The sequence below is a fragment of the Vibrio nomapromontoriensis genome (assembly GCF_050337205.1).
GTDB classification, from domain to species: Bacteria; Pseudomonadota; Gammaproteobacteria; order Enterobacterales; family Vibrionaceae; genus Vibrio; species Vibrio nomapromontoriensis.
Genome location: NZ_JAKJSS010000019.1, coordinates 1 through 16,396 on the forward strand (window position 1 = coordinate 1; position 16,396 = coordinate 16,396).

Sequence of the window (16,396 nt, forward strand, 5' to 3'; positions counted from 1 at the left end):
CCACCCACCAAGACCAAATACCGCAACAGTATCGCCTTGTTGTACTTTAGCCGTGTTTAGCACAGCGCCCATACCCGTTGTGACACCACAGCCAAGTAGACATACTTCTTCAAGAGGTGCTTCTTTAGCGACTTTCGCTAATGAAATTTCTGGAAGTACTGTGTATTCAGAGAACGTTGAACAACCCATGTAATGGAAGATTGTTTCGCCATTAATCGAGAAGCGGCTAGTACCATCAGGCATTAGACCTTGACCTTGTGTTTCACGCACCGCTTGGCATAGGTTTGTTTTGCCAGAAGTACAGAACTTACATTCGCCACATTCTGCGGTATATAGTGGAATAACATGGTCGCCAACTTCAACGCTAGTCACACCTTCACCGATCATTTCAACAATACCGCCACCTTCGTGACCTAAGATTGATGGGAAGATGCCTTCTGGATCGTCGCCAGAAAGCGTAAACGCGTCGGTATGGCATACACCCGTTGCCACGATGCGAACAAGTACCTCGCCCGCTTTAGGAAGCTGTACATCAACCTCTTCCATTTTTAACGGTTCGCCCGCCGCCCAAGCAACCATAGCTTTTGATTTAATGTGAGTTTGACCTGGTTTAATTTCAAGTGTCATTGGAGTTTCCTTTATTAGGCTTGCCGACAAAACATGACGTCCGGCGTTAAATTACTCTAAGTTCAGATAGCATCAATGAGAGTACTTTCTCTCGCTGCTTCGTTGTTGGAGCCAGTATAGAAGATTACGGATATTTGATAATCCCACCGTTTTGAAATTTATTATTACACTTACGTAATAATAGAGTAGCAGGGATATCTATAGATGAGCGAGGCACCTGGTCGGTACGAGCAACCTAAAATCAGCAAGATAGCATGCCTATCTTGCTGTAAGTACGGATTGGAAGGGTTGTTGATACGTTCACTATAGATACAAATGCTACGGTAACAAACACAATAGTTACCAACACAGCAGAGCATACTACTTGTCATTAGTTCCACAGTGCATCATCAAACACAAACTGGCTGCTAATACTTATAAGTGCTTCACCGAAATCGCTGGCCATTTATTAGCCCAAGGCTTAGCGGACTCTAGTGAGTAGGCCAGCTCATACAATATTTCCTCATCGCCAGATTTTGCTTGAAACATCGAACCCAGAGGCATTTTAATACCTGACTCTTCATTTCTAATTGAAGATAACGGTACGGACATTGATGGGTGGCCACATATATTTGACAAAGAGGTGAGACTTGAAATCGTATTAGTAATATTCGCCTTTTCAACAAACGAGTCTCTCATCGGATTAATAAACCCAACATTCTGTGTCTGAATAGGACAAACCGCTGATAGTAATACATCGTATTGGTCAAATAATTGCTCAAACACTTGAGGAATGTCATTCAATAGATACTTTTCCGCTTCGACAACCTGCTGTTGAGTGAATTTCTTTCCATATACTGCATTAGTACGCGTTAAGTAAGTCAACTCTAGGATATTCATAATCTCATTATTGTAGCTGGGCTTATTATCAAGAATCTGTTGAGCTAAACTCGTGAATTTCGGCATATAAAATGAGTGGTACCGCTGAAAGTAAAGCTCACCGTCGATTTTTAAATCTACTTCAACCACGTCGTGCCCTAGCGAACGACAAAGTTCTGCAACCTTGTCCTGTTTTTTCATAATTCTTGGATCAACGGCATAACCAGGTAACCCCTCTCGGATATAGCCGATTCTCAACTTTTGACTTTCTTTCGCTCGACTACGTAACGTAAAAGGCTTAAACAGTGGATTTCTTAAGTCTTGTGTATGGTAAAAAAGCATTTCGTTGTCTCTCACCGAGCGACTAATACCACTGTGTGTTTTTATGAGATCGTGAACACCACCGGTTTCGCCCGCAAGCAACCTTCCCCTACTAGGTTTAAAACCAAACACCCCACAAGCATTTGGCGGTACGCGATTAGAGCCTGCGCCATCGGTACCAAGGGCAAGAGGAGCGATCCCCGCAGCGACCGCAGCACTGCTTCCTCCGCTTGAGCCAAAAACTGTTTTCTCTGGATCCCACGGGTTCCTCGTTAGACCAAATCGTTCATTCCAAGTATTAAAACTTGAAGCAAACTCAGGAGAGTTGGTTCTTCCAAAGATATTAAGACCAATGGATTCAACCGCTTGAGTGTAAGGTACTGGAATCGTTGGATAGTCACTTTTTGAATTAGAGCAGTCTGTCCCGATCAAGTGTCCAATATCAACCATATCTTTTACCAGTATTGGGACTCCGGCAAAAGGTGTGTCTTTAGTAAGATGGGCAGCCCGTTCTCTTGCCACATCATAGTATTCAATATTCACCGCATTAATATGATGCTTTAGTTTATCCGCTCGGGAGATAAACACTTCCAATAGCTCTGAAGCGGTTACTTCGCCCTTTTTTATCAACTCCATCAGGCCAATGGCATCATAGTCAACAAACTCATCCATCCCTGTCGCTTTAGCAAGATCTGACATCATTTCTAACCTCCGTGTTCTTTGATAGAGAATATTTCAATCACGAAGATAAACACTACCAAATAATATGCAATCAAACTCATTGCTATTTGCGAAGCGATCGCATACTTCACATCAGTGATAACGGCACCAACCAATTATGATTGGCTGCGTTATCTTAACTTTCAGTACTGACTGCACTTTGACCATAACAAGACAACCAATCACCAGGATCAAAAAATTAAAGCAACAAAATCATAGTGGTATGAAGAGGAACCATAGCGTTTGAGTCTGCCTATGACGTGGTTTGAAATACTCGAACCAGTAAGTTAAGCACAAGGAAGTCTTCTGGGAAGAGTTAAGCGTGATATCCCATACCGTAAATGTACTCACACAGCTCTACTCAGCCCCCTACTTATATCAACATCCGATTACTCGTTACGCATAGTAAATTCAACAGATACAAAAATGGCTTTCCCAAGAAAGCCATTTTTGTATCTGTTATGAAATTAGCCTACGATGCTAAACTTCGTATAGCGCTAACATCGCACTGGCCGCAAGTAAAAACGCACCAGCCCCATAATCAATATTATGCTCAAATTCAACGTCACGAGGGTTATAAGCAGGCAATTGTACCCAACCAATCATGCCATTGTCATGGATGCATGTTTCCAATGCTGCCCATGCTTTCTCTACGACAGGTAAATAGGTATCGCGATCAAGGTGACCGGCGTTAATTCCCCATGCTAAGCCATGACAGAATAGCGATGTGGCGCTGCTTTCAGGTGCAGGGAAACTGTCAGGATCAAGCAAGCTTGTACGCCAGAAGCCATCTTGTTGTTGGTATTTAATAACTTCCGCAGCAAGATCAGTAAACATCGTCACGTAACGAGAGCGTGTTGGGTAATCTTGCGGCATAAACTCAAGGATTCGAGGAACGGCGGCCAATACCCAACCAATTCCGCGACTCCAAAATACTTTTTCACCATTCGCTTCTCGCATTTCGGTGCCGTCAGCGTTTGGAATATAACGTTTATCGCGGTAATACAACGCCGTTTCAGGATCAAAGAGATTTTCAACGGCATCCCACCACGCGGTATCCATATAGTCAATGTACTTACTGTCACCAGTAAGCGCAGAGAACCCAGCAAATACCGGAGGTGCCATAAATAGCGAATCACACCACCACCAATCTTCGCGACCAGCTTTAGGCTCATTAATCATGAGCTCAAGCGCGCCCTTACCGTACTCTTGCGCTTCGGCAACATCAATCAATGGGTAAAGCGGTAGATACGCTTGTAAACAAACATGATCATCGGCAAAGCGTGGAAGAGGCCCAGGACGGAAGCCGGTGTTCAAGGTGAAATCGAGTAAGCCGTTAAGATAATCATCATCTTGTGTCGCTTTCCATGCATCCGCCACAGATAACCAGAATACACCGCGTTCCCAATCCGTTGCTTTCAGAAAACGTTTCTTACCAGTACTGCGAACAACGTAACGAGTTCGATTATCACGTTGCCAACAATAGACACGTTTCATTTGTTCTAAAATTTTATTACTGTTCATCAGGTAGCCTTACCTCTTAACAATAAAATCATTGCTAATATTTAAATTAATAATGTTAATACTGAGTCGATATTAAAAAAGTAAAAAATGGCACGACTAAACCTGACTAAGATAATCTAAATAGGAGGGAGTTAGATTAAATTCAGTCGTACCAAATTAATAAGTTAAACTTTATTGATTATAATTCGTCTTCGAATGTGTCAGAATTATTACTTTCAAGTTGAGCTAGTTCTTTTTCCATGTCTTTTATCGACTCACTGCCGATCTCCGACACAATATCTACGAGTTCATTTATCGTTACACCATCGCGCTCAAAACAGGCGTTAGTAATCATCGGTAAATTAACGCCAGCAATAACTTTTACGTCATCTCGTTTAAGCATAATAGAGACAGCGCGATTACAAGGTGAACCACCTGGAACATCCGTTAGAATTAATACGCCTGAACCACTATTTATTTTTTCAATCGACGTCAACATAGATGCTTCTAGTTGCTCGGTCGTCATTGGTGGCACAAAATCTATAAACTCTAATCCACTTTGTTCACCAACAATCGCTTCTACTGCTGATTTCATACCGGAGGCAAAGTTAATATGCCCTGAAACTATAATACCAATCATAACTCAACCTTAATTAAAGAATACCCAATAAATGACCACCGACACCAACAAATAACGTTCCAAAAATCAATGCCGTTGGTGATTTCCCTTTCTTAACCAGGTAATACATTAACCAAACTAAGAGCATAGGTAACAAGTTCGGAATCAGCTTATCCAACATCCCTTCTTGTAGGCGAATCATTGTCTCGCCAGCTTCCAGTTCAATCACGGTTTCGACTTTAACGTATTTCGCTACCATAGAGCCAATCACGCCAAGACCGACAATATTCGCTGCTCGGCCAAGCTTCTCCGCATGATCTGAAAGGCGCTCTAGTGCAGACACTCCCGCGTTATAGCCCAAGAACAACAGCCAAAAATACATTGGTATACGGTAAGCTTGGTAGAGAATAAAGAATACTAAAACACCAAGTGGATTACCTTGCAGTGCGATTGAGCTACCTATAGCTAGCGTCAGTGGTAACATCACCGAGTGGTCAAGTGCATCACCAACGCCAGACACCGAGCCCATCGTTGCCGCTTTCACAGAAGCAATGGTTGATGGCTTCTCTTTACTTTCTTCCATTGCAATTGCAAGGCCTAATGGTAATGTAAAGAGCTTAGGGTTAGCGTTGTAGAACTGTAAGTTATTCTTTAGCGCTCTCTTTAGGTCTTCTGGATCAGTGTGAATTTTTCTAAGCGCTGGGCTAATGGAATAACAAAAACCACCAGCCTGCATACGGTTATAATTGAAGTTGCCTTCCATCAATAAACCACGAAAACCAATTTTCCAAAGATCGTTCTTAGTAATAACCTTATTTACAGATTTATCTTGGTAGCTATCTGCATTCATATTTATGTTTGTCTTACAGTTCATCATCAAATACCTGTGCGTTTGCAACCTGAGGAGTGTCTGCTTTCTTGTTATTCATATAATCTAGAATCGCCACACACGTAAACACTAAAGCCACACCAAGAATAGGCATATCAAAATACGTCGAACATACGAAGCCTAAGAAGAAGTACGGTAGAATAGCGATATTAAACATAGTACGCAGTAACATCGCGAAACCGACAGCAGGCATCATGCCACCAGCGATTGCCATACCACTCACAATACTCTCTGGTAAATATTCTTGGATAAACGTTGCACCAGTCGCACCGAAGTAAATCGCGCAGAAGCCAACGACACCGTACAGCAGCGCACGAGCGCTAAGACCAATATAAATCAGCTTATCAATGCCTGAGAGGTTTAAATCCTCTGCGTATTGATCCGCTTTTTGCATCATAGGTGCGCAAGAGGTAAATAGGAAAATCACTAAAGTCTGCATCGCTAGAGCAAAAGGTATTGCCATACCAATGGCAGCTTCTGGAGTCATGTTTAGCTTAATCGCAAACATGGTACCAACGATAGCGCCTATCGTGGTATCCGGCGGTTGAACACCCGCGTTTGAGACTAGACCCAGCCAAGCTAGCTCGAATGTTGCACCAGCGATCAACCCCATTTGTAAATCGCCAAGAATAAAACCGACCACCGTACCTGTGACTAATGGTCTATGAATACCTGAGAAAATATCGAACTTATCGATACCACATAACGCCGCCCAAATAGCGACTAATACTGCTTCCATCAACATATTAAATACCTTAAATCACAAGATCTTTCGTTGCTTCAAAAATGCACTCTTTTGCACTCTCTGGCATATGTTGTAGCGTGCAAACACTACCATGCTCACGAAGCACTTCAAATGCACGCATATCTTCTTTATCGACATTAATATATTTATTAACCGCAGTACGACCTTCATGAAAATGCATATTACCAATATTGATTTCAGGTAATTCCATTCCACCAGATACAATTCGAGCAAAGTCTGTTGGGTTTTTGCAAAGTACTAATATTTTTCGGTCTGGTCCGGCTTTAGGTAAATTAGAAATAGCTTGGTCAATCGTTCTAAATAGCACGGAAAAATCGCTACCAGCAGAGGCTTTAAATGGCGCTTGAAGTGGTTCCATTTGCGCGATTTCATCATTTGCGACAAGAATAGTATTTGCGCCAGAATGCTTACCCCATTGCAAACGAATTTGCCCATGAATGAGACGCTCATCAATACGAGCTAGAACGATGTTAGCCATTATTTCCCCTTATTTACTACATTAGATTAACTTGATTATTCTTACATTATTCAACGCTAGTGAATCCTCTATTTCATCATCTAGGTTGCAATCAGTTATCACCATATTAATATTGCTTGGTTCACAAGCCCAAAATGCATCATTATTATTAAATGCATCTGATTCTACGACGACAATTATTTTCTCAGACAATTCGCATAATAAACGAATCATATCCGCATCAAACTCACTGCGTGCAAATACCCCTAATTTAGGATTAAAGCTGCTCACTTTTACAATAGCGCTATTAAAGCGATATTGTTTTAAACTTCTAATCATATGTGAACCCGTCATTTTCATGAATTCGGTATTCACTCGTCCGCCAGTAACAAAGAAGTTACTATCTTTTATCTGCGGTAAGCTTTGTATTAAGTTTAAATCTCTTGTAACGATCGTCGAGCTTTTTAAATCACTTAAGTGGCGTAATGATTTTCTAATTAGCGGGCTACTATCGATAAATACGGTACTCCGCTCTTCAAGCCCTGAATAGACTGTATTAGCAATGAGCTCACCAAAATCCGACGCTTTTCCTTGCCTCTTCGATGTCGTTGACATGGCGAGTTGAGAAAGTACCGTCCGGTTAACCAAAGCATAGCCATGAGAGCGAACGATATAGCCATTATCATCTAAAAAGCGCAGATCGGCTCTAATGGTGGCACCGGTCACATTAAAATATTCGGCTAACTCGTCTACATGCATTTTACCGCGTACACCAACTAAGTTGGCTATTTCCATTCTTCTTTCAAGTGCTGTTGTCATGACTAACTCTTGAGGTGCTCTTTCACACCTAATTTTCATTCTTTTTCATTTTGATTGAAGTCTGCATCATGTCAGAACGCCAAACAAACCCTTTGTACTGCATTCTTGATCTCAATCACACAATATCGCATAGCCAAACATATCGTAACAAAATCCGGATTTTTTTGTCATTTCTTGCGCACAAATGCAACAAATCGCCCATTAACGCTCAAATTTAATACTAAAAATCCATTTTTTATCTCAGTCATTCTATGACGTTCTTTCCGGTAACCCTCCCCTTCCACAAGTTAATTAAATAGGCAAATTTTCACTTCAGGCTAAAACATCGCCATTTTTTCATTTTTTGTGATGAACATAAAAACAAATGAAAATATCACTAGCTCTAATGAAAATCACAGCTACTATTGCCACGGCCAATAGTGCTATTTGAGGGATTAAAATGAAATTCAGTGCTTATACAACCGCTCTTTTAGGGTTCTCGGTTGCCATAGCTGCCACACCTTTGCTTGCCCGAACCATCGTAGAAGTAGGCTCCGAATACGAAGAGTACTACAACGCAACCGATGAAACCGGAAAGGAGCATAAGTACGCTTCACTAACCAACTACGTGCCTTATATTCGCTTTAGCCATTCACCAAACAGTAATGAATGGAATATTTGGGGTCGCTACTTCTCCAAAGAGTACATCAATAAAGATCTGTTTAGTAACGGTATTGTAACCGCGATGGATAAACGCTATGAGCTTCACTACACGCAAACCAACCGTGTCGGTGATTGGCGTTTTCGTCCTGGGGTTGGGGTGCGCTACAACGGCTATGCGATCGATCGCTACGAAGTGGAATACCGTCTTTACCCTCAAGTTGAGTACTTTTTTGACAGCAAAAACCTGATTTTCTTGAATGGTCATGCGTACCTAGGCGATGGCCGTGGCAAGCGCTCTGGCGATACTGTCGCGCAGGATTACACCGACTGGGGCTATGAAATCGACGTAGGTTTACTGCACCGCTTCAATGCGTTTTCATCCATTCGTCCAAGTTTCTACACCGAATATGATGAATTCCAAAACAGCTACGATGTCGATTATTGGCAGTTCCGATTGGTCTATAGCCACAAGATAGGGCGAGTCACTATTAACCCGTTCATGCGTTTGGGATTAGGCCGCACCGTCACGGAACGCTCCCATTTTGACTATCAACGCTGGGGAGTAGAAATGGACAAAAACTATAGCCGTGCGGGGGTCTATGGCAACGTAGGGATTTCAGGAAAGTGGAATGTCATTTACGAAACCTATTACCAGATTGAAGACAACGAGTATTACACCAACGGCACTATTGAGCCGTTACCAGACCGTAATAAGTTTTTTGCCAAACTCGGCGTTCAATACATCTTTTAATCTAATACAGGAATACTCTCTTGAAAAACTTCAAACTTTCAATGCTATCCATTTCTGTGGCGATGGGATTCTTCAGCATCAACCTGCCTGTCATGGCAGAATCTGCCGCGCTTAACAACGCAACAGCTTCACAACCGTTAACGTCAGAGCAAGTGTCTTCAAATACCATGGCTTCCAAGCAAGAGCAACTCTCTCAACTACGACAGCGCTGGGCCACTTACTTTTTGGGTGATCCAAGCAAACCCACAACACAGCAACAACAAACAGAAATTGTGGCGATAAATAAACACGCCCAGCAACTATTGAATACCATTCAAATTGAAAAAACGGGCTTTTGGGATGATTTGCCATTAGACATCGACTCACATAATGGGCGTCAAACTCTAGGTGTACCACTGTTCGCCACTTATCAGCGCCTATTCAAACTTGCTCGCGCCTATAAATTGCCTGGTGGTGAATTGGAAGGTAACCCAGCACTGTTGGAGACCTTAGTTGAATCGCTTGCCTTCCTTAATGAAGAGTACTATCACGTCGGCATGCCAGAATATGGCAACTGGTGGCAATGGGAATTGGGTATCTCACGAGTGGTAAATAATACACTGGTCATGTTATACGATGATATTCCATACGAAATCGTCAGCAACTACGTTGATGCGACCCGTTATTTTGTTCCAAGCCCGACGCACCTCAGCGAGGGGTATGGCGCGCCTTATTCTAGTGCCCCACTCATTTGGGAGTCCACTGGGGGCAACCGAACCGATAATGCCCAAGTCGTATTGATTCGAGGCTTGCTCGACAATAATGAAAAAGACATTGCCGATGCCGTGGCCGCGCTTTCTAGCGTGATTCCATACGTTGAATCTGGTGATGGTTTCTACCAAGACGGCTCCTACATACAGCACAAAGATCTGCCTTACTCCGGTACCTATGGCCAAGTGATGCTACAAGGCTTAGGCATGCAGCTAAGCTTAGTCGCGAATACACCTTGGCAGGCCACGGATCCAAACCTACAAAAAATCTATCCGCTCATTTTAAAGGCTTATGCGCCACTATTGGTGAATGGCCGCATGATGGATTTTGTGAATGGACGCGCGACATCAAGATCTTGGGAGCAAAATGACGTTGTTGGACAGGCTATTCTAAGTGCCATGTTGCTGTACGTCGACGGTACCCCTGAGCAATACCGTGATGACTTTATCAATGTTATCGCCTCCCAGCTACACAGCACTAATGGACTACGAACTTCACGTAACTTTAACAGCTACCAACTCGCACAGAACATGTTAGCGACACGTGATATCCAAGCGACACCAACAGCCTCTCATATCCAATTTTCTGATATGGACCGGGTTGTTCACCACCGAGACAACTGGACGTTTGGCGTTGCCATGCACTCCAATCGCGTCGGCAACTATGAATCCATCAACGGCGAGAACCTAAAAGGGTGGCATACCGCTGATGGTATGACGTATTTATACACTCAAAACGATCGCTATCACCAAGGATTCTGGCCACTTGTCGACCCTTATAAACTGCCAGGCACCACAACACTACTTATTGAACGAGAGCTTGGGGACGGGCAACTGTCTGCACAACGCAATGGGCGCAATGGGGCGATGAATTGGACGGGCGGTGCCGCACTCAATCAATACGGCGTCGCTGGTATGAAATTTGTGAACCACACTCGCGATCTGTCTGCCCATAAGTCATGGTTCATGTTCGATAATGAAATCATTGCCCTTGGTTCAGATATTGAAAACAGCAGTGATGCGCCTGCAATCACGACGATCGATAACCGACTGCTGGCAGACGGTGCGTCATTACAAGTCAATGGTGAGATAGTAGCGGACAGCTTTAAAGGTATCGCCAAGCGCTTTACCATTAAAGAGCAAGCCAGTGATGCCTCGGCGATCCAATACTCGCTACTGACTGATACTCCTATCGAGATTGTCAAACAATGCCGTGATGGCAATTGGTCTGATATTGGCACCAGCAAAGGGGACGTTTCTGGCTGCTTCTATGAAGCAACAATGCGTCACGCTCAAGAGCGCAATCAATACGCTTATATGATCACGCCAAGTTTGGCGACACCAAGCCAAGATATTTCGATTCTAGCGAACAATCAGTCCGTGCACGCTGTTGACCATAAGGCATTAAACCTATTTGCCGCTAATTTTTGGGGTAAAGGTAAAGCCGGAGCGATTACAAGCAAATCGGCGATGTCGATTATGACGCAAGAATCCGACGGCCTCGTGCAAGTTTCTGTTTCCAACCCGACTCGCTCTTGGTTCAACCGAAAATTCATTATCGATGGTCAATTTGAATTACTGACCAATGACGATTCGCGCGTTAAATTGACAAACGGCAATGAGATTTCTGTCGATCTCGACGACTTAGGTGGCACAAGCTACATCTTTGCACTTAAACGCATTAAATGATGGTGAAAAAATGACATCATTTAAACAGCCCATCCTTGCTATTGTAATCGGTAGTCTTTTATTCGGCTGTGGATCAGAATCCAACAGCCCAACAAAAGAACCAGAAAATCAGCCAACGGTGGAAGTATTTCGAGCAAAATGGAATCACTATTTAATTGGTGATCCTGCCCTCGAGTATGACAGTGCGCTCCAAGCAAAAATCACGACTCTCAATACCCAAACAAAAGGTTGGCTCAATAGCCAACCTTTACGAGAGGACGGCACATTTGCCGATTTAGTGATCACACCAAGTAATATCGATAGCCAGTTGCGCGCAAACTATTTGCGCCTATTAGCTATGGCGAAAAGCTACACCCTTCCTCAAGGTGATCTCTTCGGTAATGTCACATTAAAAACAACCATAGAAAGTAGTTTAACTCGCTTAAACCAGCACTATTACCACGCAAATATAACCGAACAACCGGGAAACTGGTGGAATTGGCAAATCGGTACACCAAAAGCCATCAATGACATATTGATGCTGATGAAAGATGACCTAGACCCCGATCTCATTAGCCAATACATTTTAGCAACGCGACACTTTGTGCCCGATCCAACAACAATAAATGTCGGCGGTAACATCAAACCCTCTGTCGGTGCAAACCTTGTCGACACCTCTCAAGTCGTGTTGATTCGTGGCATCTTAGACAAAAACGATCAAGACATCGATACCGCATTGCAATCGGTGTCGGCGGTCATTGATACTGTGAGCCAAGGTGATGGATTTTATCTTGACCACTCCTTTATTCAACATACCGACATTCCCTATACCGGTACATACGGTAATGAGTTAATTAAAGGTCTTGGACTTATGGTGGGTTCAGCCGAGGCGGCCCAACTGCCTGCTCTCGATGACCTTAACCTAGAACGTATTTACCCTATTCTAATGGAGTCGTTTTACCCATTTTTGGTCAATGGGCGAATGATGGACAGCGTCAATGGGCGCGCCATTTCACGTATCAGTGGCCAAAACGATAAGCTAGGGCATGCCATTATTAACGCGATGCTGCTCTATGTCGCTTCTACACCTGATAGCTACCAAGAGCAGCTCTCTCGTGTCATAAAAAGCCAAATCCTGACGGATCTACAGGGCGACTTCTTTGACTCTATTGGCCTTTTCTATCCTTATCAAATGGCAAGAACTATCGTCGAAGATAGCGCTATTGGCGTCATTGACAACCGTCGCGAACATATTCAATTTCCAGCGATGGATCGAGTGGTCCATCACCGGCCTGATTGGTCATTTAGTATCGCAATGCATTCGAATCGAGTAGGCAATTACGAGTGTATTAATAGTGAAAATACCCAAGGGTGGTATACCGGCGACGGTGTCACCTACCTTTACAACCAGCAAGATCATTACAATCAATACTGGCCTGTGGTAGATGCCCATAAATTACCCGGTATTACTGTACTGGATGAAGCCCGTAATCCGTGTTCTGGTCAACGCAGTGAGCAAGGAGAAGGTCGACAAGATGCCATTACTTGGTCTGGTGGTACTCAATTAGAGCAATACGGTAGTGTCGGGTTCAACTTCACAAACTACAACAATCTTCTGTCAGCGAAGAAGTCATGGTTTTTATTCGACCAAGACATCATTGCGCTTGGCTCAAACATCACCAATAACAGCAGCAATAATGCGTTAACCGTGATTGAAAACCGAAAAGTGGCTCATGACGCCACTATTTATGTCAATGGAGAACACCTGTCTGAGCCGGAGGGGTTTACCGGCCACTTGGAACGTTTAGAGATTGAGTACGATACGACTAAACATCCGCTCCAATATATTGCGCTATCCGGCAACACGGCCAACATCAAACGAACCTGTCGCCAAGGTGATTGGTCTGATATTGGCGTCAACAGCGGCAAAGTCGAAGGCTGCTTTGTCAGCGCGACATTCGATAGCGACCATCACAACAACTATCAGTATGCCATTGTACCCAATACCGCATCAGGCTATGTCCCTGCTGTTGAGGTACTAAGTAATGATGCGACGGCACACGTTGTCATTCATCAGACGCTCAATCTCATCGCAGCTAACTTCTGGCAACGTGGCAAAGTCGGCAATATCGAAGCGCAAACCCCACTCTCCATGATGATGAAACAACACGACAATGGCGACATGACAGTATCGGTTTCCGATCCCACATGGTCTTCACACGTCATCGCTTTTTCTCTTGGTCAAAATACAACCATCAGCAATGACCCAGACCATCGAGTATCCATCGATGCTTCCGGGATCATATCCATCGATGTCGATGGCTTAGATGGTCAATCCTACACCTTTTCACTAAAAAGAATTTAAATACTAAAGGACAATTCAATGTTTAAAAATATCCTGACAGTTGCTGTTTTACTTTCGTTAGCTGGATGCGGTAATGATAGTAGCGATAAGCCTAATCCACCTCCCATCATCCCACCACCACCATCAGAAGGCCACCAGCCAAATATTGGTGACCAATACACCAATGTGAAAAAACTCGATATTGCACCACTTGCGGGTTTAGAAGGACAAGAATTAGTTCAAGGTATTGAGGATCAGCTCAACCATGGGCTAACAGCTCGCTCTGGCCTGTTTAATGTCACGCCTAAATGGGGAATGACAACTGGCGGAGACTGGGATGAACTCAACCTTAGTGTGGTACAACGCGACAATGGCGAATACGTCTTTGAAACCACAATTGCACCGCAAGCCGTCGGTATGCCGTCAGCCAGTAATGCCATTAAGAACGGATTCAGCTTTGTTGTGGAAATGCCAAATGGGTTAGTAAAAGAAGCCGTTTTAGCATACAACTACCAGCTCAGCACGCCATTGGGCTATGGTGGTGATGGCTCTCGCACACCCGACTATCTTTTCCTTGGCGGATTCACCAGCGGTGACCCTCTTGTCGAAAATAAACCACTGACTAACGGCAAAGGTTTTACTTATAAGCTCAGCACCGATCGCTACATCTATATGAACACTCGCTTTGGTGATGCAAAAGACAACCTACTATTCAATAAAGCACTGTCCCAAGACGGTGAGCGCTTTCGTATCAAGCATGGTCAGTGGAATTTAGTTCAGTTTGACTTAATGGCGAATAGTTTTACGCCAGAAGGGCTCCCGGTAGAAGATGGAAGCTTGGCGATGCACTACAACACTAAGGAAGCGATCCCGACGGATGGTAGTACAGGCTTCTACCCTGTCACCGAGCGAGTCATGATTGACGAGCAACACAATTACCAACTTGCGGGATTAATGGAGTTTTACCGCCACTATAAACACAGTGCAGACCAAGCGGAAGATTTGTTAGAGCAAACGTTGCAAATTAAAGACATCACCTTTGCTTGGACAGATGAGTCAGTTGAACTCCCTGAACAGCCACCAGTGAACCCAGATCCGACACCGGATAACGTGTGCTCTGATCAAGGCTTTACTCATTCACGCATCGTTGATCTTACCGGCTTAGAAGGCAGTGACCACCAAAAGATCATGGACGCTATTTCAAGTCAACTTGGTGATATTAAACATGGTGCTGCGCTATTCTCTGTGGATCGCAATAACATCAGTGTTGTCACACTAGGGGATGAACCCGCGCTCAAGATAACTTATGCGGCAGGCGCAGTCGGCCAGGATAATACCGAAAACGGCACTAGCCTACTCGTCAACTTCCCTGCGTCGGCAAGCATTTCATCCGCCTGTATTGCCTACGACGTACAATACGAAAAAGACGTACACGCCAATCAAAATAATGACCTTGTCATTTTGCCAGGCCTTTATTTAACAGACACAACAACCAATAGCGTTTTGGCTGAACATAACTATGTCATCAATCACTACAAGCGTTTGGGCACGAAATTCAACGCCTCGTTTCTAACTTGGTTCGATGGCTCAACCAAATACTGGGCGCCTAATAAATGGTCTAGCATTTCACAAACCCTCAACTTTGATGAACATAGCGGGCAAGGCACACTCGATAGCTTATTAAATAACGACACGCACTTTAACCCAATAAACGGAGTAGAGTTCAACCAAGTGGAATACCCGCTTGTCACAGGAGACGCAATAGGAAATGTTGGGGCGGTAGCAAGCTTTAATTCATACCGTCCAGACGCGGCGCGTTCAGGGGTAGAAAATCAAGCGTTCTACTTTAAAAATATCGCGATTGGCTGGAAGTAATCAACGCGAGCGGTGAAACCGTGTCTAAGCCATTTAAGTCTTTGCTTAGATACGGTTTTAACATAGACACAATTTCAATATAGACACGGCTTCAAAATAAATCAGCAAATCAGCCCAGCTAGACTGTGCTGATTTGTTGCCATGATTTCTCAGTAAGCGTGATATGTCACGGTGAATACGTGTAGCAACCTCAGATCCGCTAGCCCTATACCCTTACATCAATAATCCGCTCACCTATAAAACACTTTCACTAATCTATTTCGCAAAGTCATCTAGCAAAGTCATTTAGCAGCAATTATCGCATTATTAGATTGCGATTTACCCAATATGAATATTGATGCAACTCAATAAAGACCGTGTATTAGAAGAGTAGCTTATAGGAAAATAAACAAGGAATGAGGATCAATGATGAGGCTATCTAAACCAATATTAAGAGACGCATTAGGCCTGGGGCTAATTATCTCAGTTACTTTGGCTCTGCTCAGCGTTTTACTCGATGTTTTGGGCGTATTGGCCTATTTCAATAACGAAAAAGACATCGCTACACTGTTATTTCATGAGTCGTTTGGCTTTCTGGTTTTCCTTATCCCACCCTACTTCATTGCTGAAGCCATCAAGCGCATTGAATTGCCAAGCACCCGACTAAGCAACTCACAAAGAGGTTCTGCACAGCATTAGCCGCCGAGCGCTGAGGTATAGGGAGTAACAGAGGTCAATCTGTTTAGGAGAGACCTCTGCCTATCTATCACTTTATACTTATGGTTTTAGTACGCTGATACTCGGCTGTT

The 16,396-nt window shown here is 43.7% G+C and carries 13 protein-coding genes; 5 read left to right on the forward strand and 8 right to left on the reverse strand.

The genetic code is table 11. The features are described 5' to 3' along the window. From L4D05_RS21165 to L4D05_RS21200, 8 genes are all read right to left on the reverse strand, one after another. On the reverse strand, positions 1–627 hold a 627-nt coding region (locus tag L4D05_RS21165), incomplete at its 3' end, for an alcohol dehydrogenase catalytic domain-containing protein (RefSeq protein ID WP_428795209.1). Between the two features lie 414 nt (positions 628–1,041). Beyond that, on the reverse strand, positions 1,042–2,508 hold the full coding sequence (locus tag L4D05_RS21170; protein WP_428795210.1) for an amidase: 1,467 nt from the start codon (positions 2,506–2,508) through the stop codon (positions 1,042–1,044). Between the two features lie 498 nt (positions 2,509–3,006). Next, positions 3,007–4,050 carry a glycoside hydrolase family 88/105 protein gene (locus L4D05_RS21175; protein ID WP_428795211.1) on the reverse strand — a complete coding sequence of 348 codons (1,044 nt, stop codon included), beginning with the start codon at positions 4,048–4,050 and terminating at the stop codon, positions 3,007–3,009. A gap of 178 nt (positions 4,051–4,228) precedes the next feature. Beyond that, positions 4,229–4,669, reverse strand: a complete 441-nt coding sequence (agaF, locus tag L4D05_RS21180; protein WP_428795212.1) for a PTS galactosamine/N-acetylgalactosamine transporter subunit IIA — start codon at positions 4,667–4,669, stop codon at positions 4,229–4,231. 13 nt (positions 4,670–4,682) lie between these two features. After that, entirely contained in the window at positions 4,683–5,498 is an 816-nt protein-coding gene (locus tag L4D05_RS21185) for a PTS system mannose/fructose/sorbose family transporter subunit IID (RefSeq protein WP_428795213.1), read from the reverse strand. A gap of 13 nt (positions 5,499–5,511) precedes the next feature. Further along, positions 5,512–6,282 carry a PTS N-acetylgalactosamine transporter subunit IIC gene (gene agaW, locus L4D05_RS21190; protein ID WP_428795214.1) on the reverse strand — a complete coding sequence of 257 codons (771 nt, stop codon included), beginning with the start codon at positions 6,280–6,282 and terminating at the stop codon, positions 5,512–5,514. A 10-nt stretch (positions 6,283–6,292) separates the two neighbouring features. Further along, complete coding sequence (locus L4D05_RS21195) at positions 6,293–6,781, reverse strand: PTS sugar transporter subunit IIB (RefSeq protein ID WP_428795215.1); 489 nt, start codon at positions 6,779–6,781, stop codon at positions 6,293–6,295. Positions 6,782–6,802: 21 nt separating this feature from the next. Beyond that, positions 6,803–7,579, reverse strand: a complete 777-nt coding sequence (locus tag L4D05_RS21200; RefSeq protein ID WP_428795216.1) for a DeoR/GlpR family DNA-binding transcription regulator — start codon at positions 7,577–7,579, stop codon at positions 6,803–6,805. A 439-nt stretch (positions 7,580–8,018) separates the two neighbouring features. On the opposite strand from L4D05_RS21200, the gene L4D05_RS21205 reads away from it, so the two are divergent. The 5 genes from L4D05_RS21205 (at position 8,019) to L4D05_RS21225 (ending at position 16,286) form a co-directional block, all read left to right on the forward strand. Continuing rightward, the gene (locus L4D05_RS21205; protein WP_428753336.1) at positions 8,019–8,972 is read left to right on the forward strand and encodes a hypothetical protein; all 954 of its coding nucleotides are present in this window, start codon (positions 8,019–8,021) and stop codon (positions 8,970–8,972) included. A 20-nt stretch (positions 8,973–8,992) separates the two neighbouring features. Then, positions 8,993–11,410 (forward strand): polysaccharide lyase 8 family protein, encoded by a 2,418-nt coding sequence (locus L4D05_RS21210; protein ID WP_428795217.1) that lies wholly within the window; start codon positions 8,993–8,995, stop codon positions 11,408–11,410. Between the two features lie 10 nt (positions 11,411–11,420). Next, the gene (locus L4D05_RS21215) at positions 11,421–13,754 is read left to right on the forward strand and encodes a polysaccharide lyase 8 family protein (protein ID WP_428795218.1); all 2,334 of its coding nucleotides are present in this window, start codon (positions 11,421–11,423) and stop codon (positions 13,752–13,754) included. An 18-nt stretch (positions 13,755–13,772) separates the two neighbouring features. Then, a complete protein-coding gene (locus L4D05_RS21220; RefSeq protein WP_428795219.1) occupies positions 13,773–15,608 on the forward strand; it encodes a hypothetical protein in 1,836 nt (611 codons plus the stop codon). Positions 15,609–16,013: 405 nt separating this feature from the next. Continuing rightward, positions 16,014–16,286 carry a D-fructose-6-phosphate amidotransferase gene (locus L4D05_RS21225; RefSeq protein ID WP_428795220.1) on the forward strand — a complete coding sequence of 91 codons (273 nt, stop codon included), beginning with the start codon at positions 16,014–16,016 and terminating at the stop codon, positions 16,284–16,286. The last annotated feature ends 110 nt before the right edge of the window (positions 16,287–16,396 follow it).

Excerpts from the sequence above, each read along its gene's own strand:
- agaW (WP_428795214.1), bottom strand. The coding sequence starts at position 6,282 with ATGTTGATGGAAGCAGTATTAGTCGCTATTTGGGCGGCGTTATGTGGT.
- L4D05_RS21205 (WP_428753336.1), top strand. The coding sequence starts at position 8,019 with ATGAAATTCAGTGCTTATACAACCGCTCTTTTAGGGTTCTCGGTTGCC.
- L4D05_RS21195 (WP_428795215.1), bottom strand. The coding sequence starts at position 6,781 with ATGGCTAACATCGTTCTAGCTCGTATTGATGAGCGTCTCATTCATGGG.
- L4D05_RS21185 (WP_428795213.1), bottom strand. The coding sequence starts at position 5,498 with ATGAATGCAGATAGCTACCAAGATAAATCTGTAAATAAGGTTATTACT.
- L4D05_RS21175 (WP_428795211.1), bottom strand. The coding sequence starts at position 4,050 with ATGAACAGTAATAAAATTTTAGAACAAATGAAACGTGTCTATTGTTGG.
- L4D05_RS21225 (WP_428795220.1), top strand. The coding sequence starts at position 16,014 with ATGATGAGGCTATCTAAACCAATATTAAGAGACGCATTAGGCCTGGGG.
- L4D05_RS21220 (WP_428795219.1), top strand. The coding sequence starts at position 13,773 with ATGTTTAAAAATATCCTGACAGTTGCTGTTTTACTTTCGTTAGCTGGA.
- L4D05_RS21215 (WP_428795218.1), top strand. The coding sequence starts at position 11,421 with ATGACATCATTTAAACAGCCCATCCTTGCTATTGTAATCGGTAGTCTT.
- L4D05_RS21200 (WP_428795216.1), bottom strand. The coding sequence starts at position 7,579 with ATGACAACAGCACTTGAAAGAAGAATGGAAATAGCCAACTTAGTTGGT.
- agaF (WP_428795212.1), bottom strand. The coding sequence starts at position 4,669 with ATGATTGGTATTATAGTTTCAGGGCATATTAACTTTGCCTCCGGTATG.
- L4D05_RS21170 (WP_428795210.1), bottom strand. The coding sequence starts at position 2,508 with ATGATGTCAGATCTTGCTAAAGCGACAGGGATGGATGAGTTTGTTGAC.